The organism is Streptomyces sp. NPDC046759, assembly GCF_040645475.1.
GTDB lineage: Bacteria > Actinomycetota > Actinomycetes > Streptomycetales > Streptomycetaceae > Streptomyces.
Genome location: NZ_JBEYYJ010000005.1, coordinates 287810 through 309758, shown reverse-complemented (window position 1 = coordinate 309758; position 21949 = coordinate 287810). Strand labels below are relative to the sequence as shown.

At 73.1% G+C, this 21949-nt stretch carries 21 protein-coding genes; 9 read left to right on the top strand and 12 right to left on the bottom strand.

All coding sequences use genetic code 11. The features are described 5' to 3' along the window. Positions 1–7 precede the first annotated feature (7 nt). Together ABZ919_RS09785 and ABZ919_RS09780 are read right to left on the bottom strand one after the other, a co-directional pair. Positions 8–172, bottom strand: coding sequence for a hypothetical protein (locus tag ABZ919_RS09785; RefSeq protein WP_361244790.1), 165 nt, complete (start codon positions 170–172; stop codon positions 8–10). Further along, positions 169–1602, bottom strand: a complete 1434-nt coding sequence (locus tag ABZ919_RS09780; protein WP_361244787.1) for an RNB domain-containing ribonuclease — start codon at positions 1600–1602, stop codon at positions 169–171. Before ABZ919_RS09780 ends, ABZ919_RS09785 begins: the two co-directional genes overlap by 4 nt. Before the next feature lie 74 nt (positions 1603–1676). On the opposite strand from ABZ919_RS09780, the gene yaaA reads away from it, so the two are divergent. Continuing rightward, positions 1677–2468, top strand: coding sequence for a peroxide stress protein YaaA (gene yaaA / locus ABZ919_RS09775; protein WP_361244958.1), 792 nt, complete (start codon positions 1677–1679; stop codon positions 2466–2468). A gap of 72 nt (positions 2469–2540) precedes the next feature. Continuing rightward, on the top strand, positions 2541–3212 hold the full coding sequence (eda, locus tag ABZ919_RS09770) for a bifunctional 4-hydroxy-2-oxoglutarate aldolase/2-dehydro-3-deoxy-phosphogluconate aldolase (protein ID WP_361244784.1): 672 nt from the start codon (positions 2541–2543) through the stop codon (positions 3210–3212). Here eda and ABZ919_RS09765 read toward each other — a convergent pair. Genes ABZ919_RS09765 through ABZ919_RS09755 form a run of 3 tightly spaced genes read right to left on the bottom strand, consistent with a single transcriptional unit; the run spans position 3184 to position 6049 of the window. Beyond that, entirely contained in the window at positions 3184–4431 is a 1248-nt protein-coding gene (locus tag ABZ919_RS09765) for a bifunctional RNase H/acid phosphatase (protein ID WP_361244781.1), read from the bottom strand. The two genes, eda and ABZ919_RS09765, sit on opposite strands and share 29 nt — an antisense overlap. 21 nt (positions 4432–4452) lie before the next feature. Next, positions 4453–5196, bottom strand: a complete 744-nt coding sequence (locus ABZ919_RS09760; protein ID WP_361244955.1) for a C4-type zinc ribbon domain-containing protein — start codon at positions 5194–5196, stop codon at positions 4453–4455. Between the two features lie 16 nt (positions 5197–5212). Then, the gene (locus ABZ919_RS09755) at positions 5213–6049 is read right to left on the bottom strand and encodes a Nif3-like dinuclear metal center hexameric protein (RefSeq protein ID WP_361244778.1); all 837 of its coding nucleotides are present in this window, start codon (positions 6047–6049) and stop codon (positions 5213–5215) included. 188 nt (positions 6050–6237) lie between these two features. On the opposite strand from ABZ919_RS09755, the gene ABZ919_RS09750 reads away from it, so the two are divergent. Both ABZ919_RS09750 and ABZ919_RS09745 read left to right on the top strand, forming a co-directional pair. Then, complete coding sequence (locus ABZ919_RS09750; protein ID WP_361244775.1) at positions 6238–7479, top strand: hypothetical protein; 1242 nt, start codon at positions 6238–6240, stop codon at positions 7477–7479. Positions 7480–7575: 96 nt separating this feature from the next. Then, positions 7576–7734, top strand: a complete 159-nt coding sequence (locus ABZ919_RS09745; protein ID WP_361244772.1) for a hypothetical protein — start codon at positions 7576–7578, stop codon at positions 7732–7734. Between the two features lie 52 nt (positions 7735–7786). Here the strand turns inward: ABZ919_RS09745 and ABZ919_RS09740 are convergent, their stop codons facing one another. From ABZ919_RS09740 to ABZ919_RS09730, 3 genes are read right to left on the bottom strand one after another with little or no spacing between them, the layout of a single operon-like run. Continuing rightward, positions 7787–8728 carry a 3-oxoacyl-ACP reductase gene (locus ABZ919_RS09740; protein ID WP_361244953.1) on the bottom strand — a complete coding sequence of 314 codons (942 nt, stop codon included), beginning with the start codon at positions 8726–8728 and terminating at the stop codon, positions 7787–7789. Positions 8729–8748: 20 nt separating this feature from the next. Next, positions 8749–9834 carry a Zn-dependent alcohol dehydrogenase gene (locus ABZ919_RS09735; protein WP_361244769.1) on the bottom strand — a complete coding sequence of 362 codons (1086 nt, stop codon included), beginning with the start codon at positions 9832–9834 and terminating at the stop codon, positions 8749–8751. Between the two features lie 31 nt (positions 9835–9865). Then, complete coding sequence (locus tag ABZ919_RS09730; RefSeq protein WP_361244766.1) at positions 9866–10723, bottom strand: MaoC/PaaZ C-terminal domain-containing protein; 858 nt, start codon at positions 10721–10723, stop codon at positions 9866–9868. A 243-nt stretch (positions 10724–10966) separates the two neighbouring features. On the opposite strand from ABZ919_RS09730, the gene ABZ919_RS09725 reads away from it, so the two are divergent. The 3 genes from ABZ919_RS09725 to ABZ919_RS09715 are packed head-to-tail and all read left to right on the top strand — an operon-like array spanning position 10967 to position 13974. Beyond that, on the top strand, positions 10967–11965 hold the full coding sequence (locus ABZ919_RS09725) for an ABC transporter ATP-binding protein (RefSeq protein WP_361244763.1): 999 nt from the start codon (positions 10967–10969) through the stop codon (positions 11963–11965). Beyond that, a complete protein-coding gene (locus ABZ919_RS09720; RefSeq protein WP_361244760.1) occupies positions 11965–12681 on the top strand; it encodes an ABC transporter permease in 717 nt (238 codons plus the stop codon). Before ABZ919_RS09725 ends, ABZ919_RS09720 begins: the two co-directional genes overlap by 1 nt. An 18-nt stretch (positions 12682–12699) precedes the next feature. Then, positions 12700–13974: a sensor histidine kinase gene (locus tag ABZ919_RS09715; protein ID WP_361244757.1), complete on the top strand. Its 1275-nt coding sequence runs from the start codon at positions 12700–12702 to the stop codon at positions 13972–13974. Here ABZ919_RS09715 and ABZ919_RS09710 read toward each other — a convergent pair. Together ABZ919_RS09710 and ABZ919_RS09705 are read right to left on the bottom strand one after the other, a co-directional pair. Then, positions 13952–15514 (bottom strand): alpha-L-arabinofuranosidase B, encoded by a 1563-nt coding sequence (locus ABZ919_RS09710; protein ID WP_361244754.1) that lies wholly within the window; start codon positions 15512–15514, stop codon positions 13952–13954. The two genes, ABZ919_RS09715 and ABZ919_RS09710, sit on opposite strands and share 23 nt — an antisense overlap. A 168-nt stretch (positions 15515–15682) precedes the next feature. Next, the gene (locus ABZ919_RS09705) at positions 15683–16450 is read right to left on the bottom strand and encodes a class I SAM-dependent methyltransferase (RefSeq protein WP_361244752.1); all 768 of its coding nucleotides are present in this window, start codon (positions 16448–16450) and stop codon (positions 15683–15685) included. Between the two features lie 61 nt (positions 16451–16511). Here ABZ919_RS09705 and ABZ919_RS09700 point away from each other — a divergent pair, with 61 nt between their 5' ends. Further along, a complete protein-coding gene (locus tag ABZ919_RS09700; RefSeq protein WP_361244750.1) occupies positions 16512–17153 on the top strand; it encodes a response regulator transcription factor in 642 nt (213 codons plus the stop codon). Between the two features lie 127 nt (positions 17154–17280). Here the strand turns inward: ABZ919_RS09700 and ABZ919_RS09695 are convergent, their stop codons facing one another. Both ABZ919_RS09695 and ABZ919_RS09690 read right to left on the bottom strand, forming a co-directional pair. Next, positions 17281–18732, bottom strand: a complete 1452-nt coding sequence (locus ABZ919_RS09695) for an MFS transporter (protein ID WP_361244747.1) — start codon at positions 18730–18732, stop codon at positions 17281–17283. A gap of 64 nt (positions 18733–18796) precedes the next feature. After that, a complete protein-coding gene (locus ABZ919_RS09690; protein WP_361244744.1) occupies positions 18797–19984 on the bottom strand; it encodes a lipid-transfer protein in 1188 nt (395 codons plus the stop codon). Positions 19985–20147: 163 nt separating this feature from the next. On the opposite strand from ABZ919_RS09690, the gene ABZ919_RS09685 reads away from it, so the two are divergent. Continuing rightward, positions 20148–21893, top strand: coding sequence for an MFS transporter (locus ABZ919_RS09685; protein WP_361244741.1), 1746 nt, complete (start codon positions 20148–20150; stop codon positions 21891–21893). Positions 21894–21949: the final 56 nt, after the last annotated feature.

Sequence of the window (21949 nt, the reverse complement as noted above, 5' to 3'; positions counted from 1 at the left end):
GAAGGCGTCAGCGCCGTCCGTGGGCCGGGCCGCCGACACGGAAGGCGGCGAGGGGCCGGCGGAATCCCTGGAGCATCGGGCCGGTGTGCCGGCCGTCACCGGTCGAGCCGACCGCGGCCTCGGCGCCGCAGCCGGCGCCCGCCTCGACCCGCACGCCCGTCAGGGCGCTCACACCGCAGTGAACAGGATCTTCGCGGTGCCCGGCTCGGCCCGGACCAGCCGCACCCGCAGGCGTTCGCCGAGCGGCAGCCGGTCGCCCTCGATACGGCCGATGACCGCCGGGGAGTCCACCTGGACGGTGCCCTCGGTCGGGCGGTGCTCGTCGACGTCCACCACGCAGCCGTCGAAGACGTCCCCGATCCGGTCCTTGAGCAGGGCCGCCTCCACGACGTCCACGCACTCGCGCTCGGCCGTGCCGGCGATGCGGGAGCCGTCGGCCATCCGCCGGGGCAGCGCGTCGAGCGCGGCGAGCGCCCAGTCGGGCGGGTCCTGGCCGGCGACGGCGGCGAGGCAGATCTCCGAGGCGTACCGGTCTGCGAGGCGGCGCAGCGGGGCGGTGCAGTGGGTGTAGGGAGCGGCGACGGCGGCGTGCGTGGTGATGGCGGGCAGGTCGCCGTCGCGGAAGACGGTGTAGCCGGCGCCGCGCAGCAGAGTGGTGCACTCCTGGAGGAAGGCGGCGTGGCGGGTGTCGCGCGGGTCGAGGACGCGGATCAGGGCGGCGTACGACACGTGGTGCGGCCAGTCGATGCGCAGGGCGGTCGCGGTGTGGCGCAGTCGCGCCACGGCACCGTCGGGGGCGGCCGGCAGGGTGCGCAGCACGCCGGTGCCGTGGGCGAGCATCAGGTCGGCGGCGGCCATGCCGGCGAGCAGGGACAACTGGGCGTTCCAGCGCTCGGCGGGCAACGGGGCCCGGTACCCGAGGACGTAGGTGTGGTCCTGTTGGGTGATCTCCTGCTCGGGCACGTGCAGGGAGATGCCGCCGCGCTCGGTCTCCTGCCGTTCCCGGGCCTCGCCGATCTCCTTGAGCAGTGCGACGGGCTCCTCGGCCCTCCCGGCGTCGATCTCCCGCTGCACGCGCGCGTAGTCGAGCTTGGCCCGGCTGCGGGCCAGGGCGCGGCGCACGTCCGCGGCGACGGTCCGGCCGTCCGCGTCGAGGTCGATCGTCCACAGCACGGCCGGACGGACCTGGTCCGGCAGCAGGCTGGCCGCTCCCTCGCTGAGCACGGTCGGGTGCAGCGGGATCTTCTCGTCGGGGAAGTACAGGGTGTTCACCCGCCGGTGGGCCTCGGCGTCCAGCGCCCCGCCGGGCGCGACGAAGGCGGCGACGTCGGCGATGGCGTACCGGATCCGGTAGCCGGTGCCCCGACGGGACAGGTGGGCCGCCTGGTCGAGGTCGAGCGAGGCGGGCGGGTCGAGGGTGAAGAAGGGGATGCCGGTGGCGTCGTACGACGGCAGGGCGGGCGCCTTCGCCGCGCGCTCGGCCTCGGCCCGGACCTCCGGCGGGAATCCCTCGGGCAGCCCGAGTCCTGCGCGCAGCGCGGCGAGGGCGGCCCGCAAGGGGGCTTCCGGGGCGCCGGTCACACGGATCTTGCGGCAGGGCATACAGCGAGCGTAGGTCGGTGCCGCGGGGGCGGCACGCCGTACGCTGGCGCGGAGGTCTACGTGAGGAGTACGTGTTGCTGGTCCTGCTGCCGCCCTCGGAAGGCAAGGCGAACTCGGGGGAAGGGGCTCCGCTGGAGCTCGCGGCGCTGTCCCTGCCGGGGCTGACCGCCGCGCGCGAGGCCGTGCTCACCGAGCTGGTCGAGCTGTGCGCCGGGGACCCCGACCAGAACGAGAAGGCGCGCGAGGTGCTCGGGCTGAGCGAGGGGCTGCGCGGCGAGGTCGCGAAGAACGCCGGGCTGCGCACGGCCGGCGCCCGCCCCGCCGGGGAGATCTACACCGGTGTCCTCTACGACGCCCTGGGCCTGGCCACGCTCGACGCGGCGGCACGCCGGCGGGCGGCGAAGACGCTGCTGGTGTTCTCGGGTCTGTGGGGCGCGGTGCGGGTGACGGACCCGATCCCGTCGTACCGCTGCTCGATGGGTGTGAAGCTGCCGGGACTGGGCGCGCTGTCCGGGCACTGGCGGGCGCCGATGGCCGAGGTGCTGCCGGAGGCGGCCGGGTCCGGACTGGTGCTGGACCTGCGCTCCTCGGCGTACGCGGCGGCCTGGAGGCCGAAGGGCGAGGTCGCGGGGCGCACGGCGACCGTACGGGTGCTGCACGCCCCGACCCGGAAGGTGGTCAGCCACTTCAACAAGGCGACCAAGGGCCGGATGGTGCGCAGTCTGCTGACGGCCGGTGCCGCGCCGAAGGACCCGGCCGAACTGGTCGAGGTGTTGCGGGCACTCGGCTATGTCGTGGAGGCGCAGGCGCCGGACAGGGCGGGCAAGGCGTGGTCGCTGGACGTGCTGGTGGAGGAGATCCACTGAGCCTCAGCCCTTCACATTGCAGCATGCGCAACGCTCATTGCGAGCAGTGCAGCCGCTGGGCACGATGAGGGCATGACCTCACCGCCGCCCTCCCCTTCGGCTGCGTCCGTGCTGGATCTCGCCCCGGTCGTGCCCGTGGTGGTCGTCTCCGACGCCGCCGACGCCGTACCGCTGGCGCGGGCTCTGGTGGCGGGCGGGCTGCCGGCGATCGAGGTGACGCTCAGGACACCGGCGGCGCCGGAGGCGATCCGCGCGATCGCCGGCGAGGTGCCGCAGGCCGTGGTCGGCGCGGGCACGGTGATCTCGCCGGAACAGGTCGGCGCGAGTGTGGCGGCGGGGGCACGGTTCCTGGTCAGCCCCGGATGGACGGACGCCCTGCTCACGGCGATGCGCGGGTCCGGGGTGCCGTTCCTGCCGGGGGTGTCGACCACCTCGGAGGTGGTGGCGTTGCTGGAGCGCGGAGTGCGGGAGATGAAGTTCTTCCCGGCGCAGGCGGCGGGCGGCACGGCGTATCTCAGATCGCTGGCCGGGCCGTTGCCGCAGGCTCGTTTCTGTCCCACGGGCGGAATCGGTCCGGCGAACGCACCGGAGTATCTCTCCCTGCCCAACGTGGGCTGTGTGGGCGGCAGTTGGATGGTCCCGGCGGACGCGGTGACCGCCGGGGACTGGGCGCGGATCGAGAGGCTGGCGCGGGGAGCGGCGCAGCTCGCCGGGCTCAGGGACGCAGGTGCGAGGTGTCGTTGAAGAGGCGGACGCTCGCGTTTCCGTCGGCGTAGTACGCCACCGCCGACAGGGAGGCGGCCGAGAGTTCCATGCGGAACAGGGACTCGGGCGGGGCGCCGAGGGCGAGGCGGACGAAGGTCTTGATCGGGGTCACATGGCTGACCAGCAGGACCGTGCGGCCCGCGTGGGCCGCGACCAGTTTGTCCCGGGTCGCGGCGATCCGGGTGGCCGTCTCGGCGAAGCTCTCGCCGCCGCCGGTGGGGTGGGCCTCCGGGTCGGCGAGCCAGGCGTTCAGGTCGTCGGGGTGGCGTTCGCGGACCTCGCCGAAGGTGAGGCCCTCCCAGGCGCCGAAGTCCGTCTCGCGCAGGCCGTCTTCGATCGTCACGTCGAGCCCGAGGCGGGTGGCGACGACGGCGGCGGTTTCACGGGTGCGGGTGAGGGGGGAGGCGACGACGGCCTGGATGGTGCCGCGTCGTGCGAGTGCCTCGGCTGCGCGGTGGGCCTGTTCGCGGCCGGCGGCGGAGAGGGAGGGGTCGGTGCCGCCGCTGCCGGAGAAGCGCTTCTGGGGGGTGAGGGGGGTTTCGCCGTGGCGGAGGAGGACGAAGGTGGCGGGGGCGCCGAGGTCCGGGGCGCTGCTCCAGCCGGGGGCCGACGTGTGCTGCCGCTCCGGCGTGGACAGGTGCTGCTCGTCGGTGGTGCCGGTCCGCTGCCCGCCGACCGGTGCCTGCCCCGCTCCCGGCCTCGCCCGAGCGGGGACGCCCCCACCGGCCACCCGTGCCGGCTCAGCGGCACCACGGCCCGCGGCGGAGTCGGCGGGCGACCACTGCTGCCCCTTCGCCCCCGCGTCCATCGCCTCGTTCGCCAGGCGGTCGGCGTGCTTGTTCTGTTCGCGGGGGATCCACTCGTAGGTGACCTGGTCGGGCGGGAAGACGGACCTCGCCTCCGTCGCCAGCGGCTTCATGTCGGGGTGCTTGATCTTCCAGCGGCCCGACATCTGCTCGATGACGAGCTTGGAGTCCATGCGGACGTGGACGAGAGCGGTCGGGTCGAGAGCGTGGGCCGCGCGCAGGCCGGCCAGCAGGCCCCGGTACTCGGCCACGTTGTTGGTGGCGATCCCGATGTACTCGGCGGCCTCGGTCAGGGGCTCACCCGTAGCCGCGTCACTGACGACCGCACCGTAGCCCGCGGGCCCCGGGTTGCCCCGCGACCCGCCGTCCGCCTCGACGATGAACTGCCGCACCCGAAAGCCCCTTACCGACTTCTACAGACCCGACTCGGCCGTACGCACCAGGATGCGGCGGCAGTTCTCGCAGCGCACCACGGTGTCCGGCGCCGCCGCGCGGATCTCGTTCAGCTCGGTGATCGCCAGCTCCTGACGGCAGCCCTGGCAGGTGCGGGCGTACAGCCTGGCCGCGCCGATGCCGCCCTGCTGCTCGCGCAGCTTGTCGTAGAGCTTGAGCAGGTCCGCGGGGACGGCTGCCGCAACGACCTCCCGCTCCTTGGCGACCGAACCGGCCTCGGCGTCGATCTCCTGGTTCGCGGCGTCCCGGCGGCCGGTCGCGGCATCGATCTTCGCCTGCACCGACGCGACCCGCTCGCTCAGCTCACCCACCCGCTCCTGGGCGGACTCGCGGCGCTCCATGACCTCCAGGACGACGTCCTCCAGGTCGCCCTGCCGCTTGGCGAGGGAGGCGATCTCGTGCTGCAGGTTGGCCAGGTCCTTCGGCGAGGTGACCGCGCCGGAGTCCAGGCGCTGCTGGTCGCGGGCGGCGCGCTGGCGCACCTGGTCCACGTCCTGCTCGGCCTTGGTCTGCTCGCGGGCGGTGTCGCTCTCCTCGGTCTGCGCGGCGACGAGCAGGTCCCGCAGCTGGGTGAGGTCCTTGTTCAGCGAGTCGATCTCGGCGTGTTCGGGCAGGGACCTCCGCCTGTGCGCGAGCTGCTGCAGGCGGACGTCCAGGGCCTGCACGTCGAGGAGTCGGATCTGGTCGGCGGGCGCGGCGTTCAGTTGGGGGCTCCCGGGTTCAGCTAGAAGGGGTGGACGCCGCGTGGGCGGTCCAGGGGTCGGTGACCGTCTTGGAGACGTGGACGCGAAGGTCCCAGCCGTGGCGGTCGGAGATCTCGTCGAGCTGGCTCGCGGCCAGCTCGCACCAGGGCCACTCGGTGGCCCAGTGCGCCACGTCGAGCAGCGCGAGGGGGCTGTGGGCGACAGCGTCGGAGGCCGGGTGGTGCCGCAGGTCGGCGGTGAGGAAGGCGTCGACGCCGGCCGCCCGGACCTGGTCGAAGAGGCTGTCGCCGGAGCCGCCGCTGACGGCGACCGTGCGGACGGGCTTCTCGGGGTCGCCGGCCACCCGGACGCCCTGCGCGGTGGCGGGCAGCCGCTCGGCGGCACGCGCGGCCAGCTCGCGGACGGTGAGGGGGTGGTCCAGCTCGCAGACGCGGCCGAGGCCGCGGCGGCCCGCCGGGTCGGTGGGGTCCGGCACCAGCGGTCGTACGACACGGAGGTCCAGGGCGCCCGCGAGCGCGTCCGAGACACCCGGATCCGCCGTGTCGGCGTTGGTGTGGGCGACGTGCAGGGCGATGTCGTTCTTGATCAACGTGTGCACGACACGGCCCTTGAAGTGCGTCGCCGCGACCGTGGTGGTGCCCCGCAGGTAGAGCGGGTGGTGGGTGACCAGCAGGTCGGCGCCGAGCGTCACCGCCTCGTCGACGATCTCCCGCACGGGGTCGACGGCGAACAGGACCCGGGTGACCTCCTGGTCGGGGTCGCCCACGACCGTGCCGACCGCGTCCCAGGACTCGGCCCGCTCGGCGGGCCACAGGTTCTCCAGCGCGGCGATGACTTCTGACAGACGGGGCACGAGGGAAAGGCTACCTGGCTGGTCGGCGGGGCCGTACCGCATCCGTCCGGTCCGGCCCCGCTCAGCACAAACGCCCCGGTCCCCTCAGGCGAATCGCTTCTGCGCCACCCGTATGTGTGAAGCCGGGGTCGGCCGGTCTCACGCCTGTGCGCGCGAAAACTAGCTTCGTCGCGGGAGGTGACCGAACGATGACGGTCTGTGCGATCGAACCCCCGTCGACGGACGGGGCCGACGGTGTGCCGGGGACGGCGTTCTCGGTGACGGCGGACGGTGCGTACGCCGCCCGGCTCGCGCCGGCCGGTGACGTGTGGTTCCCGGAGCGCTGGACGCTGGACGGCCCGGAGCCGTACGCGGTGCCGCTGCCCGGCAACCAGCCGGAGGAGCCCGGCACCGAGGTGCAGCCCCTGTCGGACGGCCGGGTGCTGATCCACCGGCTGGTCGAGCACCGGCACGCCTTCTCGCTGCTGTATCCGACCGGTCCCGGCACCGGGGAGCTGCCGCTGGGCGCGGTGGAGTGCCCCGAGCCCGGCACCCGGCTCACGCTGCTGCCGCCCGCGCCGGGGGGCACGCACGCGTACGCCCTCGCCGTCGGGCCGCGGTCGAGTGCGGTGTGGGTGGTGGCCGGCGGGGCGTTCGGGCCCGAGCGGCTCGCCGAGGTGCCGGGGCGCTGTTCGGGCGGGGTGTGGCTGGACCGCGCCGGGCGGATGCTGGCGCTGGACCGGGAGCAGGTCGGCGGGCCGGTCAAGACGGTCGTGGTGGACCTGGGGCGCGCCGAGATCTCGCCGCTGCTGCAGATCGCGGCCGCGAGCGACGACCGGCTGCTGCTCGCCGACCCCGACAGCGGGCTGCTGCTCATCTCCTCCGACGCGCCGTCTCCGGGACGGGAACGATTGGGCTGGGGCGTGCTCGGCAGCACGCTGCCGGTGCGCTTCCCGGAGAGCCTGCGGGTGCCGGACTGCGCGGTGACGCCGTTCGCGATCCAGCCCGGGCAGGTGCTGATGCCGGAGACCTGTGCGGTGGCGCTGCGCGTCGACGGGCCGCTGGGCGGCTGGGTGGCCACCTGGCGCCCGGCCGGCCGGCAGATGAGCCATCTCCCGGCGCCGGCGGGGTGGCTGGCCGGGGCCGGGCTGTGGACCCGGGAGGGGGTGCTGCGGCTGCCGTACGCCACACGGGAGACCCCGTGCGGAGTGGCGGAGCTGACGGTGCCCAGGGGGGAGACGGCCGCGGGCGGCGGTACCGCCGCGGCCTCGGGGGGCGCGGGTCCGCAGGGCCCGGTCCGGGACGGCGCGGCTGCCGGCGCGCGCGGGGCGTCGCCGGAGCCGACGGAACCGGATCCTCCGGAGCCCGCGGCGCAGCCCGCTCCAAAGCCCCTGGTGGCGCGTCCGGTGCCGTTGCAGCAGGCGCCCCTGGGACGTCTTGTAACGAAGTAGTGCCGGTTGGCGTGTGCGCCTGGATTCGGCCCGTGGTGTGCCGGTTACACTCGCCCGGCTGTACGAAAGATCATGTTGACGGGGTGAATACTTCCGATGAGCGACACCAGCACGACCGAGCAGCTGTCTGCCGACTCTCAGGGGGCTGCCGGCCACGGCCGGCACCGGGGCCCGATCGCGGCCCAGGAGAGCGAGTCGGCTCCGCACGGGCGGCACCGCAAGCCGGCCGGGGAGACCACCGAGGTGGCCGCCTGACGGCCGTAACGGAAAGAGGGGGCGTCCGACGGACGCCCCCTCTGTCGTCTCCTCACCCGCGTTTCAGTCCCAGCACCTCCGCCGCCGCGAAGGTCTCACCCGGTGGCCGGTCCGCGTAGTGCGGGGTGAGCAGCGCGTCGAGTTCGTCGTAGCTGAACGTCTCCTGCTTGCTGTCGAACTTCGCCTGCACCCGCGGCCGTTCGACGATCGCGACCATGCCGCCGTGTACGACGAGCAGCTGGCCGTTGACCCGGGCGGCGGCCGGTGAGGCCAGATAGCCGACGAGCGGGGCGACATGCTCGGGGGCCAGCGGGTCCAGCCCCTCGGCGGGCCGCTCGAACCCGGCGAACACGTCCTCGGTCATGCGGGTACGGGCGCGCGGGCAGATGGCGTTGGCGGTGACCCCGTACTTGGCGAGCGCGAGGGCCGTGGAGGTGGTGAGGCCGACGATTCCGCCTTTGGCGGCCGCGTAGTTGGGCTGCCCCGCGGATCCGGCGAGGAACGCCTCGGAGGAGGTGTTGACGATCCGCCCGTAGACCCTCTCTCCCCCGGCCGCCTTGGACCGCTCCCGCCAGTGCGCGGCGGCGAAGCGGGTGGTGTTGAAGTGGCCCTTGAGGTGGACGCGGATCACGGCGTCCCACTCGTCCTCGGTCATCGAGAAGACCATGCGGTCGCGCAGGATGCCCGCGTTGTTGACCAGGATGTCCAGCCTGCCGAACTCGGTGATCGCCACGTCGACCAGCTCGCGGGCCTGACGGAAGTCGGCGACGTCCCCGGTGTGGGCGACCGCCCGGCCGCCCCGGGCGCGTATCTCGGCGGCGGCCTCCCCGGCGGGGCCCGCCGAGGCCTCACCCGACCCGTCCCGTCCCGGCTGCCCGTAGTCGTTGACGACGACGGCCGCGCCGAGCCGGGCGAGTTCCAGGGCCTCGGCCCGGCCGAGCCCGCGTCCGGCGCCGGTGACGACGGCGGACAGCCCCTCAAGTGGCAGCGCCAGTGCCATGCCGGTCTCCGTCCTCAGATCTCGATGCACGTACGCAGGGCCGTCCCGGTACGCATCTGGTCCAGTGCCTCGTTGATCTCCGCGAGCCGGACCCGGTGGGTGATCAGGCCCGCCAGGTCGACCCGGCCGGCCCGCCACAGGGCGATCGTGCGCTCGTAGGAGCGCAGCACGTCCCCGCCGCCGTACATGGACGGCAGGATGCGCTTCTCGTCGAAGAACAGCTCGAACATGTTGAGCTGCAGGAAGTCGTCCATGGCGCCGGCGCCGACCACGACGAGGGTGCCGCCGCGCCGGGTGTTCTCGTAGGCGGTGCGGGCGGTGGCCGACCTGCCGACGACCTCGAAGACGTAGTCGAAGCCCTCCCCGCCGGTGACCTGCTGTCTGGCGTCGGCCAGCTCCTGAGGCGCGACGGCCCTGGTGGCGCCGAACGCGAGGGCCGACTCGCGCCGGGAGGCGACCGGGTCGACGGCGACGATCTCGGCGGCGCCCTTCAGCCGCGCCCCCTGCACCGCCGAGATGCCGACGCCGCCGCATCCGATGACGGCGACCGACGAACCGGCCTCGACGTCGGCGGTGTTCAGGGCGGCGCCGAGGCCGGTGGTGACCCCGCAGCCGATGAGGGCGGCGATGTCGTAGGGCACGTCGTCCGGGACCGGCACCGCGCAGCCGGCGTCGACCACGACCTCCTCGGCGAAGGTGCCGGTGCCGGCGAAGCCGAACACGTCCGCGGCGCCGCCGCCGGCCCGTTTGAAGTTGGGGGTGCCCGCGTTCATGAACCCGGCCAGGCACAGCTCCGTCTGGCCGCGCCGGCAGGCCGGACAGGCGCCGCAGGCGGGCAGCCAGCAGATGACCACCCGGTCGCCCGGCTTCAGGTTCCGTACGCCGTCCCCGACTTCGAGGATCTCGCCGGCACCCTCGTGGCCCGGTACGAACGGCGCGGGCTGGGGCAGCACCCCGTTCATCGCGGACAGGTCCGAGTGGCACAGCCCCGTGGCCCGCACCCGGACCCTGACCTTGCCGGGCCCGAAGCCCACCGCCTCGACGTCGTCGAGGACCTCCAGCTTTTCCTGGCCGATCTCGTGCAGTACGGCTGCGCGCATGGTGCGGCTCTCCCCTCGGCTGTGGGCTGGCTCAGGAGTGTTGGACGACGGTGTCGGCGAGGACCGGCGCGTCGTCGCGCTCGACCGCGCTCACGTCCACCCTGACGCTCCCCTCCTGCCGCCACATCCGGATGCGCAGGGTCTCGCCCGGATACACCACTCCGGCGAAGCGCGTCGTGTAGGAGCGGACGCGTGTGACGTCGCCGGCGAGCAGCGTGTCCACGACCGCCTTGAGCGTGATGCCGTAGCTGCACAGCCCGTGCAGGATCGGCCTGTCGAACCCGGCGAGCTTGGCGAACTCGGGGTCGGCGTGCAGCGGGTTCCAGTCGCCGGAGAGGCGGTAGAGGAGGGCCTGGTCCTCGCGGATCGGGCGCTCGACGGTGCGGTCGGGCTCACCGACCGGGGGATCCAGGCGGATGGAGGGGCCGCGGTCGCCGCCCCAGCCGCCCTCGCCGCGTACGAAGATCTGGGCGTCGTTGGTCCACAGCGGGCCGTCGGCGTCGCGGACCTCGGTGCGCAGGACCAGGATCGCGGCCTTGCCCTTGTCGTAGACGGCGGCGAGCCGGTTGGCCGCCCTCGCCGTGCCCTCGGCCGGGATGGGGCGGTGGATCTCCAGCGTCTGACCGCCGTGCAGGACCTTGGCGAGCTCGACCTCGACGCCGGGCATGGACAGCCCGCTGATCACGCCGGGCGCGCCGGAGCCCGCGACGGTGGCGAAGCTCGGCAGGACGTGCAGCCGGGACTCCAGGGTGTAGCGCAGCTCGTCGGGGTCGGTGGCGGGAACGCCCGCGCCAATGCCGAGGTGGTAGAGCTGGACGTCCTTGGTGGTCCAGGAGATCTCGCCGGTCCGGGGTGGGGCCGCGAGGGCTTTCGCTGCGTCGATGGGCATAGGGCTCCTGACACTGGCGGTTCAAGACCCCGGTGCGGACGTCCGCACCGTCGGCCGCACCGAGGTCGCTACGGGCCGACCTAGAACGCGTTCCAGTCCGGCGCCCTCTGTATAGCCCAGCGCTCCGTACTTGTGAAGGCTCCTGACACCGTGTCAGATCCGCTCGGGAGGTGACATTCGTACTGCCCGAGTCCGTACATGCGCATCTGCCGGACGGGGGACCCGGTCCGTAGCGTCGTGGGCATGACGCAACGGGGAAGCGCCGTCTCCGTCACGGGGGCGGTCAAGCAATACGGCGCGGTGCGCGCCGTGGACGGTATCGACCTGGAGATCGGCCGCGGGGAGACCGTGGCCCTGCTGGGCCGCAACGGCGCGGGCAAGTCGACCGCGATCGGGCTGCTGCTCGGCCTGCACGCGCCCGACGCCGGCACGGTGGAACTGTTCGGCGCGGCGCCCGAACGGTCCGTGCGCGCGGGGCGCGTGGGCGCCATGCTGCAGGACGCGCGCCCGGTGCCCCGGGTCACCGTGGGCGAGCTGGTCGGTTTCGTGGCCTCCCGCTGTCCGGCACCGATGGCGGTGGCGCGAGCCCTGGAGCTGGCCGGGATCGCGGACCTGGCCGGGCGGCGGGTGGACCGGCTGTCGGGCGGTCAGGTCCAGCGGGTGCGGTTCGCCGTCGCGCTCGCCGGCGACCCCGCGCTGCTGGTGCTGGACGAGCCGACGGCGGCGCTGGACGTGGAGGCCCGGCACGCCTTCTGGGACTCCATGCGGGCCTACGCCGGTCGTGGTCACACCGTCCTGTTCTCCACGCACTACCTGCAGGAGGCGGACGCGTACGCCGACCGCGTCGTGGTGATCGACCGGGGCCGGATCGCCGCCGACGGCACGAGCGGGGAACTGCGCCGCGCGGCGGGCGGCAACCTGGTCTGCGTGGACCCGGCGGGACGGGATCCGGCGTCCTTCGGCCTGCTTCCCGGGGTCCGTTCGGTGGAGGTGCACGGCGACCGGGCCCGACTGCGCACGGACGACTCGGACGCGACGGTGATCGCCTTGGCCGAGCTGGGGGCGATCAGGGGGCTGGAGGTGACTCGGGCGTCCCTGGACGACGCTTTCCTCGCCTTGACGGCCGGGGAAGACGCAGGCGCCCCGAAGGGACGCGGGGGACTGCGCGGCCAGCCACGGCCGACCGGCACCCGGACCACGACGGGCAGCCCCCTGCCCCCTCACGCCCGGGAGACGGTCTGATGCTCGCCTACGTACGTCTCGAGATCCGCCGCACGCTCCGCGACACCGGCTTCGTCATCGGCGGAACGGCGATGCCCGTGATGATGTACCTGCTGTTCACCAACCTGGGTGAGAACGACGGGAACTGGCGCACCGCGGCGATGGTCGGCATGGCCGCCTACGGCGCCGTCGGCTCCGCGCTGAACACCGGAGGTGCCGTCGCCGAGGACCGCGCCGTCGGCTGGCTGCGCCAGCTGCGCGTGACCCCGATGACACCGCGCGAGGTGGTGACCGGGCGGACCCTGACCGGCGTGGTGACCGTGCTGCCCTCGATACTCGCGGTGCTGGCGGCGGGCGGGCTGGTCGACGGGGTGCGGCTGGCGGCCTGGCAGTGGGCGGGGATCGCGCTGCTGCTGTGGCTCGGCTCGGTGCCGTTCACCCTGCTCGGCCTCGGCAACGGCTACCGGCTGACCGGGCCGTCCACCGGGGTCGTCAACATGCTGTGCAACCTGGGGCTCGCGGTGCTCGGCGGCCTCTGGTTCCCGGTCAGCCTCTTTCCCGGCCCGCTGCGCGCCGTGTCGGCGTACACCCCCACCCACCGGTTCGCCCAGCTGGGCACCGCCGTATCGGAGGGGCACGCCCCGGGAGCCGGTGCCATCATCGTGCTGACGGCCTGGCTCGTTCTGTTCGGTTCGTACGCTGTGCTGTCGTACCGCCGTCGCGCGGGGACCATCTGACCGGGGGAAACATCAGACATGACATGGGTACGGGGAGTTCGGTGCCAGATACGGGCCCTGCGGGCCGAGCGGCGCCAGTGGAAGGCCGCGCACGAGCACTTCAAGGCCGCCCAGCGGGCCGCGAACAAGCAGGGCAAGGAGCCGGACGTCGACCACCCCGGCCCGCCGCCCACCGGCTTCGCGCTGCTGCCCTGGCTGCTGATGGGGATGGGGTCCATCTCCAATCTCCTCCAGGGCCGGACCCCGAACCCGTGGATCGGCGGCCTGGGCCTGATGGTCTTCAACTCCCTCTACATCTACGTCACCTTCCGCTCGTTCGACCGGGCGAGGCGGGAGGCGGCCTCCACCCGGGTGGCGCTGCTCCTCATGGGCCTGGTGACCACGGGCCTGGCGCTCGGCTACGGCGGTGACTGGCTGGCGTTCTTCCCGCTGCTCGGGCTCGCGGCCGGGGCGGCCCTGCGTGGCCCGTGGCTGGGTCGCACGGGCCTGCTGCTCGCGGTGTACGCGGGTGCCGTCAGCTACGTCCGCGGCGGCTGGGGAGACGCGTCCAGCATCGGCTACGCCACCTTCATCTCCAGCATGGTGACGGCCGCGATCCTCGGCCTGTCCGAGGCCGTACGGGAACTGCGCGCCGCGCGCGAGGAGTTGGCGCGACGCGCGGTGGAGAAGGAGCGGTTGCGCTTCTCACGGGACCTGCACGACCTGCTGGGGCACACGCTGTCGGTGATCGTGGTGAAGTCGGAGGCGGCCCGGCGGCTGGCCCCGCGCGACATGGACGCGGCGCTGGGGCAGATCACGGACATCGAGTCGGTGGGCCGGCAGGCGCTCACCGAGATCCGCGAGGCGGTGACCGGCTACCGGGAGGGCAGCCTGGCCACCGAGCTGACCCGGGCCCGTTCGGCGCTGTCGGCGGCGAGCGTGGAGCCGGTGGTGCGGCAGTCCGGGGCGCCGCTCGAGCCGCAGGCGGAGGCGCTGCTGAGCTGGGTGGTGCGGGAGGCGGTGACCAACGTGGTCCGGCACAGCGACGCGAGCCGCTGTGAGATCACCGTCGACAGCGGCGCCGAGCGGGCCCGGCTCACCGTGACCGACAACGGCAGCGGCCAGGCCGTGAGCCGGCCCCAGCAGGGCATCGGCGGCACGGGGCTGAAGGGGCTGACCGAGCGCCTCGCGGCGGCGGGCGGCTCACTCACGGCCGGCCCGTCGCCACGCGGCGGTTTCACGGTGACCGCCGAACTCCCGGTGCAATCGGCGCAGTTCGCGGACGCGGCGGCTACGGCGCCCAGGGCGGGCTGACCGCCCAGCTGACGTCGTCGGTCCAGGACGCGCTGCTGTCGAAGGCGTCGGAGCCGCCGTTGCTCGCCATGTAGAGGTCGTAGTCGTAGTGGCGCAGGAATCTCGTCGGGTAGTTGTACGAGGCGAACGAGGTGCCGGTGCCGCTCTTGCCGGTCTGCGGGCAGAAGGTGGCGTCGGCCCGGAACTGGGCGGTGCCGTCCATGGGCATGCGGTACAGCCTGTAGTCGTAGTGCCGCAGGAAGTCGCCGGGGTAGTTGCGCGACTCGAAGGAGAGGCAGGAGCTGCTCGCCAGGCCGCGGCGGACGATCCAGGTCGCGTCGTTCCTGTCCAGGCCGGAACTGCTGGACGTGATCGCGGAGATGACGCCGGCGTCGTTCCGGTGGCGGACGTAGTCGGCGGTGCAGCAGGCGGTGGTGGCGCGCAGCGAGATCTCCGAGCCGGGGGCCAGCGTGCCGGTGACGCCGGTCGCGCCGCCGTAGCCGACGGAGACGATGTCGGCCTGGACGGCGTTGTCGGCGGCGTCCGTCGGGATGCCGGAGGTCATGACGCCCTCGAAGAAGGAGCCGATGGAGCCGTTGCTGTTGTCGCCGCCGGTGCCGAGGACGATCGCGCCCTCCTGATGCATGGGCGCGTATCCGCTCGTGGTCGGCTCACCGCCGGAATAGGTGGTGGTGAGCCCGCCGGACTGTGCATTTCCCCATTTGAGCGCGAAATGGTTCTGGCCGTTGTTCTTGAGCAGGGCGGTCACGAACGGCAGTGGCCCGGTGCCGGTGCCGGAGGTGTTCTTGCTGTGTCCGGCGTCGGACTGGAACAGCCCGTTCTCCAGGTCCGCCTGCACCCAGGGGCCCTGCCCGTAACAGGGCGAGAACCAGCACTCGGTGCCGAAGTTGAGGGCGTCCATGTGCCCGTTGCCGGTGTCCTTGTTGCTGGTCTCGGCGTTGCCGTAGTCGAAGCAGCAGGCGCCGTTGACATGGGTTCCGGAGGTCACCATGTACATCCCCTCGGCGGCGCCGTTCGTCGCGACGCCGGAGGTGGAGTCGTTCCGGTAGCCCATGCCGGCGGAGATCTCCAGGCCGTAGACCCGGTGGCCGCCGGCCGTCACCGGGAGGGCGTCGGCGGGCGCCCCGACATCGGCCTTCCCGGCTCCGCCGGCGCCCTCGACCGTCAGGTCGTTGTGGCGGGCGGACTGGTCGTAGATCTTGGTGATGATGCAGGTCGTGCCGGAACAGAAGGAGTCCTGGGCGGCCGCGTCGGCGTAGCCGCCGGCGGACAGCAGGCCGATGTCCGCGGTGACCCCGTCGGAGGCGCGCTGCACCTGGTACAGCGGGCCGCCGTACGAGGAGTACAACGCGCGGACCAGGCTGTGCGCGGCGACGCAGGGGGTGCCCGCGGCGGCGTAGACGTCACAGGGCAGCGAACTCGCGGCGGCGGCCTGCGGGGTGGCGGCGCCGAGGAGCAGCGCGGCGAGGGTCGCGCAGACGGCGAGCACGGACAGGGCGGCCCTGCTCGGCCACAGGGGGTGTATGTGGGGGGATCTCACGGGCACGGTGCACCTCGGATTCATTGGTCGATATTTCGGACGGTGTTCGATCGAAATACCGAACCTATTCGACGGTGAAATTCGCACGGATTCCTGGAAATGCACGGGCGATTGTTTGAGAGCCACTTCAGGGCGTCAACCCCCGCCGCACCGGGCAATGCCAAGTCTTTAATGTGCGCGGACGCCCGTGAGCAACGGCTGGAAGAAACCCGTCTCCTCGGGCATCATCCAGGCGATGTCGGTGAATCCCGCACCGGCGGCGAAATCGGCGAGCCGTTCCCTGCCGAGCGCCCAGTAGGTGACCCGGCGCACCCGGACCCGCCACTCCCGCTGCTCCGGAAGCAACTGGAAGTGCTCCAGGTCGTAGTGCTCCCCGTCCTCGTGCCAGTGCCAGAGCTGGAAGGTGAGGGTCCGTCCGGTTCCGTCGGCGGGCTCGTGCACCTGCGGGGCCGTCGAGACCGGACGGTCGCGCAGCAGCTCGTCGTAGGGCCGGGTGCTGACCAGCAGCCGGCCGCCGGGCCGCAGCACCCTGCGCATCTCCCCCAGCGCGGCCCGCACGTCCGGCTCCGTCAGGAGATGGGGCAGCGAGTTGTCGGCACAGACGACGGCGTCGAACCGGGCGTCGCCGAAAGGCAGGTGCCGCATGTCCGCACAGGCCGTCTGCAGTGCCTGCCCCAACCGGGCGGCCTCCCGGTGCGCACGCGCGGCGGCCCGCGCGCTGAGGTCGGTCCCGACGACCCGGTGACCGCGCAGGGCCAGCCCGACGGCCTGCGTGCCGATGCCGCAGGAGCAGTCCAGCACGGCCGCTCCCGCCCGGCCGAGCCGGGCGTCCAGGGCGGCGCCCTGCCGGCGCACGCTCACCGTCCAGTCGGGGTAGATCAAGTGGTAGTCGTCGGCCAACTCGTCGTAGAAGCGTGCGGTCGAGGGGGTGGGCATGCGGCGAGGCTAATGCGGTGAGCGGGGCGGCGGGCCGGTTCTGCGGCCGTAACCTGAGTCCATGAACGAGATGCCCCGGGAGCACCGGACCACCAAGTCCATTCGGGTGCTGCTCGCCGAGGACCAGGGCATGATGCGGGGTGCGCTCGCCCTGTTGCTCGGCATGGAGGACGACATCGAGGTGGTGTCCCAGGTGGGTTCGGGCGACGTCATCGTGGACGCCGTGCTCATCCACCGGCCGGACGTGGCCCTGCTGGACATCGAGCTGCCGGGCATCAGCGGGCTGGACGCGGCGGCCGAGCTGCGCGAGCAGGCTCCCGACTGCCGGGTGCTGATCCTCACCACCTTCGGCCGGCCCGGCTATCTGCGCCGGGCCATGGAGGCCGGGGCGGCCGGATTCCTCGTCAAGGACGGCCCCGTGGAGGAACTGGCCGCGGCGATCCGGCGCGTGCTCACCGGGGAGACGGTTGTGGATCCGGCGCTGGCCGCCGCCGCGCTCAGTGCCGGGCCGAGTCCGCTGACGGCCCGTGAGTGCGATGTGCTGAAGGCGTCGGTGGACGGGGCGGCCGTCGCCGACATCGCCGGCAAGCTGCACCTGTCGGAGTCCACCGTGCGCAACTACCTGTCCTCCGCGATCGGCAAGACGGGCACCCGCAACCGGGCGGAGGCGGTGCGGGAGGCCCGGCAGCAGGGGTGGCTGTGACCGGACCCGGACCCGGGCCCGGATCCGGCGCCGTTGCCCGCTCGCCGGGACGGGGTGACCTCATCCCCACGTCGACGTGTTCGCGGTCGTCCGTGACGCCCGCCCGGACCGGACCGCCGACCGCCGCTCAGGAAGCGGCCGAAGTTCCTCCCGCCCCGGAGTTCTTCCGCGGCAGCCACAGCAGCATCAGCGCCGCGCCGCCCAGCAGGACCGCCGTGCTGGTCCGGAACGCCAGCGCGTAGCCGTTCGTCAGTGCCTCGGGGCCGTGGCCGCTGCCCGTGCCGGCCGCGGCGACGGTCGACATCACGGCGAGCCCGAGCGAACCGCCCATGGTGCGCGAGGTGTTGACCAGCCCCGACACCACACCGGCCTCGCCCGGCGCCGCCCCCGACGTGGCCAGGGAGGCCAGCGGGGTCGCCGCCAGGCCCGCGCCGAGCATCATCAGCATCCCCGGGATCATGATCGCGGTGACGTACGCCCCGTGCGCGCTCATCGTCGACTGCCAGCCGAACCCGGCCGTGGCCACCAGCGTGCCCAGCGTCGCCACGGTCCGCGGGCCCGCGAGCCGCATCAGGCGCGGCGCCAGCTTGGAGCCGACGACCACGGACAGCGAGCTGGGCACCAGCGCCACCCCGGCCTCCAGGGGCGTGTAGCCGAGAACGTTCTGGGCGTAGAGCGTCATGAAGTACCACATGCAGAACATGGCCGAGCCGGAGAGAAACATCGCCGCGTTCGCCGAGGCGACCGAGCGCAGCCGCAGCAGGCCGAGCGGCATGAGCGGCGCCGCGGTACGCGCCTCGGCCATCAGGAACAGGGCGATCAGCAGCAACCCGGCGAGCAGCGGAAGCAGCGTGGCCGGGGCCGTCCAGCCCTCCGCCTCCGTCTGCGAGATGCCGTAGGCCAGGGTCGCGAGGCCCGCCGTGACCAGCAGGGCGCCCGGCAGGTCCAGGCGCCGTCCGTCGCCGGCCCGGCTCTCGGTGAGCCAGAGCACCGAGCCGGCCAGCACCAGCGCGCCCACCGGCACGTTGATCAGCAGCACCCAGCGCCAGGACAGCACATCCACGAGCAGCCCGCCGACCAGTCCGCCCGCGGCCCCTCCGCCGGCGCCGACCGCGGTCCAGGTGGCGATCGCGCGAGCCCGCGCCGCGCCCTCCGGCACCGCGGACGTCAGCAGGGTCAGGGTCGACGGGGCCAGCACCGCCGCGCCCAGGCCCTGCACGGCCCGGGCCAGCAGCAGCTGCCAGCCCTCCTGGGCGAGGCCGCCGCCCAGCGAGGCCAGGGTGAACAGGCCGAGGCCGACCAGGAACATCCGCTTGCGCCCGTACAGGTCGCCGGCCCGGCCGCCGAGCAGCATGAACCCGGCGAAGGCGATGGCGTAAGCGTTCACCACCCACTGCAGACCGGACGGGGTCAGGCCGAGCCCGGCCCGCATGGACGGCAGGGCGACGTTCACCACCGACACGTCGAGGACGACCAGGAACTGTCCGGCGCAGGCGAGCGCCACGACCAGCCAGGTGGGCGCCGTCCTGCGGCGGGCAATGAGGGGTGCGGTGTCGGCGGCTTCCAGCATGAGCGTCATGCTCTCAACCCGGTTACGGTCCTTGCATCGGCATTTCGGACCACCGGGGCCCAGGCCCTGCGGCCTAGGCCGCGCGCAGCAGCGTCACCACCGCCGCCCCGCCCAGCCCGATGTTGTGCGCGAGCCCCACCCGCGCTCCCGGCACCTGCCGCCGGCCGGCCTCGCCGCGCAGCTGCCACACCAGCTCGGCGGTCTGCGCCAGGCCGGTCGCGCCCAGGGGGTGCCCCTTGGAGATGAGTCCGCCCGACGGGTTCACCACCCATCGGCCGCCGTAGGTCGTCGCGCCGGACTCGACCAGCTTCCCGGACTCCCCCGGTGCGCACATGCCGAGCGCCTCGTAGGTCAGCAGTTCGTTGACGGAGAAGCAGTCGTGCAGCTCGATCACGTCGACGTCCTCGATGCCCAGCCCGGCCCGCTCGCAGGCCTGCCGGGCCGCCCGGCGGGACATGGGCAGGCCGACGACGTCGATGCAGGAGCCGGACGCGAAGGACTCCTCGGTGTCCGTGGTCATGGCCTGCCCGGCGATCTCGACGAGTCCGGTGAGGGAGCGGGCCTCGGCGAACCGCTGCGACACCACCACGGCCGCCGCCGCGCCGTCCGAGGTCGGTGAGCACTGGAGCTTGGTCAGCGGCCGGTGGACCGTGCGGGAGGCGAGGATGCCGGCGACGTCGTAGACGTCCTGGAACTGGGCGCAGGGGTTGTGCGCGGAGTGCCGGTGGTTCTTGGCGGCGACCGCGGCGAGCTGGGCCTCGGTCGTGCCGTACTTCTCCATGTGCTCGCGGGCCGCGTCGCCGAAGATCTGTGCGGTCGGCGGGGCCGGCTCGAAGCCGTGCCGGGCGGCCATGATCCCGTAGTGCCGGGCGACGGGAGACGTCCGGAAGTCCCCGCCGTCGGCGCCCGAGCCCAGCGCGCCCTTCTTCATCTTCTCGAAGCCCAGCGCCAGCACGCAGTCGGCGGCGCCCCCTTCGACGAGCTGCCGGGCGAGCATGAGCGCGGTCGAGCCGGTCGCGCAGTTGTTGTTGACGTTGTAGACGGGGATGCCGGTCAGACCGAGCTCGTAGGCGGCGCGCTGGCCGGCCGTCGAGGGCTGGAAACAGTACCCGACGGGAACCTGTTCCACGTCCGCATAGGTGACCCCGGCATCCGCCAGGGCAGCCTCGCCCGCCTCCCGCACCATGTCCCAGTAGTGCCATGCACGGGTCTCGGGCTTCTCGAACCTGGTCATCCCGACCCCGGCGACATAGGCCTTCATGACGCGCAGATTAGAACGTGTTCCAGTAGGCCGCCACCCCCTGACGGCAGATCAGAAACCCATGAACCGGTCAAGGATTCGTTAGGGGCCCGAAGCAACGGAATAGTTGCCTGTGCATACGAGGTTGACCGAGCACTTGTCACTACGGGGAGGCCTCGACCCAATGACCCACACGACGACCGACCAGCCCGGCCGAAGGCCGAGCGGCGCCGTAGTCCCGGTGCTCGCCTTCGCGGGCATCGTGGTCGCGGTGATGCAGACCCTGCTCGTGCCGGTCATCAAGGACCTGCCGCAGCTGCTGGACACCGCCCCCTCCAACGCCACCTGGGTCCTCACCTCGACCCTTCTGTCCGGTGCCGTCGCCACTCCGATCATGGGCCGGCTCGGCGACCTCTACGGCAAGCGGCGGATGCTGATCCTCAGCCTCGCCGTGATGGTGGCCGGCGCCCTGATCAGCGCGCTCACCAGCCAGCTGCTCACCATGATCGTCGGCCGTACGCTGCAGGGCTTCGCCATGGGCGCCATCCCGCTCGGCATCGGCCTGATGCGCGACATGCTGCCCCGCGAGAAGCTCGGCTCGGCCATGGCCCTGATGAGCTCCTCGATCGGCGTCGGCGGCGGCCTCGCGCTGCCCGCCGCGGCCCTGGTCGCCCAGCACACGAACTGGCACGCCCTGTTCTACGGCGCCGCCGGGCTCGGCGCGCTCGCCATCGTCCTCACCCTCCTCGTGGTGCCCGAGTCCCCGATGCGGGCACAGGGCTCCTTCGACCTCCTCGGCGCGCTGGGCCTGTCGACCGGCCTGGTGCTGCTCCTGCTGCCCATCACCAAGGGCAGCGACTGGGGCTGGTCGTCGGGCACGACGCTCGGCCTGTTCGCCGCGTCGGTCGTCGTCCTCCTCCTGTGGGGCCTGTTCGAGCTGCGCCACCGGGCGCCCCTGGTCGACCTGCGCACCACCGCGCGCCCGGCCGTCCTCTTCACCAACCTCGCGTCGATCATGGTCGGCGTGGCGTTCTACGTCGTCTCGCTCGTCCTGCCCCAGCTCCTCCAGCTGCCCAGCGCCACCGGCTACGGCCTCGGCCGGTCCATGGTCGTCGCGGGTCTGTGCGTCGCCCCGCTGGGCCTGACGATGATGTTCACGGCGCCGGTCTACGCCCGCCTGTCCGCCAGGTACGGCCCGAAGGTCACCCTCATCATCGGCCTGCTGATCATCGCGATCGGCTACGGCGGCGGACTCGGTCTGATGGACGCGGCCTGGCAGACGATCGTCACCTCCGTGGTCCTCGGCGCCGGCATCGGCCTCGCCTACTCCTCGCTGCCCGCACTGATCGTCGGCGCGGTCCCCGCCTCGGAGACCGGCGCGGCCAACGGCCTGAACACCCTGATGCGGTCCATCGGTACGTCGGTGTCCAGCGCCGTCATCGGCATGGTGCTCGCCAACACGGCGAAGAAGGCGGGCGGCGTCGCGATACCCACCATGCACGGCTTCCGGGTGTCCTTCCTGATCGCGACCGCCGCGGTCGCCGTCGGCCTGCTGATGGCCCTGTGCCTGCCGAAGGCCGCCCGCCCGGTCCAGCAGCACACTCAGCTCCGGGCGAGCAGCGAGGAGGACGCCTCGCTGGCGCAGGCCGAGGAGGCGCTGCGGGGCTTCCGGGGCCGGGTCCTGGGCGCCGACGGCGTTCCCGTGGCCCGGGCCAAGGTCACGCTGATCGACCGGCGGGGGCGGCAGGCCGGCGCGACCGTCTCCGAGGAGGACGGCACGTATGCACTGGCCGTGCCGGCTCAGGGGGCGTACGTGCTCGCCGCGAAGGCGTCCGGCCACGGGCCGCTCGCTTCCTCCGCAACGCATTCCGGTGAGGAGCGGGCTGTCGTTCTGGACCTTTCGTTGCCCGGGGAGACTGTGAACGCGTAGAGCCCGGGAGGTACTGTCGGCCGGCGGCTGCCGGTGTGTCGCGGCTGGTCGCGCAG

What these genes read in the sequence shown, in the direction of transcription:
- ABZ919_RS09780 (WP_361244787.1), bottom strand. Translation starts at nt 1,602, where the DNA reads ATGCCCTGCCGCAAGATCCGTGTGACCGGCGCCCCGGAAGCCCCCTTG.
- eda (WP_361244784.1), top strand. Translation starts at nt 2,541, where the DNA reads ATGACCTCACCGCCGCCCTCCCCTTCGGCTGCGTCCGTGCTGGATCTC.
- ABZ919_RS09750 (WP_361244775.1), top strand. Translation starts at nt 6,238, where the DNA reads ATGACGGTCTGTGCGATCGAACCCCCGTCGACGGACGGGGCCGACGGT.
- ABZ919_RS09745 (WP_361244772.1), top strand. Translation starts at nt 7,576, where the DNA reads ATGAGCGACACCAGCACGACCGAGCAGCTGTCTGCCGACTCTCAGGGG.
- ABZ919_RS09735 (WP_361244769.1), bottom strand. Translation starts at nt 9,834, where the DNA reads ATGCGCGCAGCCGTACTGCACGAGATCGGCCAGGAAAAGCTGGAGGTC.
- ABZ919_RS09730 (WP_361244766.1), bottom strand. Translation starts at nt 10,723, where the DNA reads ATGCCCATCGACGCAGCGAAAGCCCTCGCGGCCCCACCCCGGACCGGC.
- ABZ919_RS09725 (WP_361244763.1), top strand. Translation starts at nt 10,967, where the DNA reads ATGACGCAACGGGGAAGCGCCGTCTCCGTCACGGGGGCGGTCAAGCAA.
- ABZ919_RS09720 (WP_361244760.1), top strand. Translation starts at nt 11,965, where the DNA reads ATGCTCGCCTACGTACGTCTCGAGATCCGCCGCACGCTCCGCGACACC.
- ABZ919_RS09715 (WP_361244757.1), top strand. Translation starts at nt 12,700, where the DNA reads ATGACATGGGTACGGGGAGTTCGGTGCCAGATACGGGCCCTGCGGGCC.
- ABZ919_RS09705 (WP_361244752.1), bottom strand. Translation starts at nt 16,450, where the DNA reads ATGCCCACCCCCTCGACCGCACGCTTCTACGACGAGTTGGCCGACGAC.
- ABZ919_RS09700 (WP_361244750.1), top strand. Translation starts at nt 16,512, where the DNA reads ATGAACGAGATGCCCCGGGAGCACCGGACCACCAAGTCCATTCGGGTG.
- ABZ919_RS09695 (WP_361244747.1), bottom strand. Translation starts at nt 18,732, where the DNA reads ATGACGCTCATGCTGGAAGCCGCCGACACCGCACCCCTCATTGCCCGC.
- ABZ919_RS09690 (WP_361244744.1), bottom strand. Translation starts at nt 19,984, where the DNA reads ATGAAGGCCTATGTCGCCGGGGTCGGGATGACCAGGTTCGAGAAGCCC.
- ABZ919_RS09685 (WP_361244741.1), top strand. Translation starts at nt 20,148, where the DNA reads ATGACCCACACGACGACCGACCAGCCCGGCCGAAGGCCGAGCGGCGCC.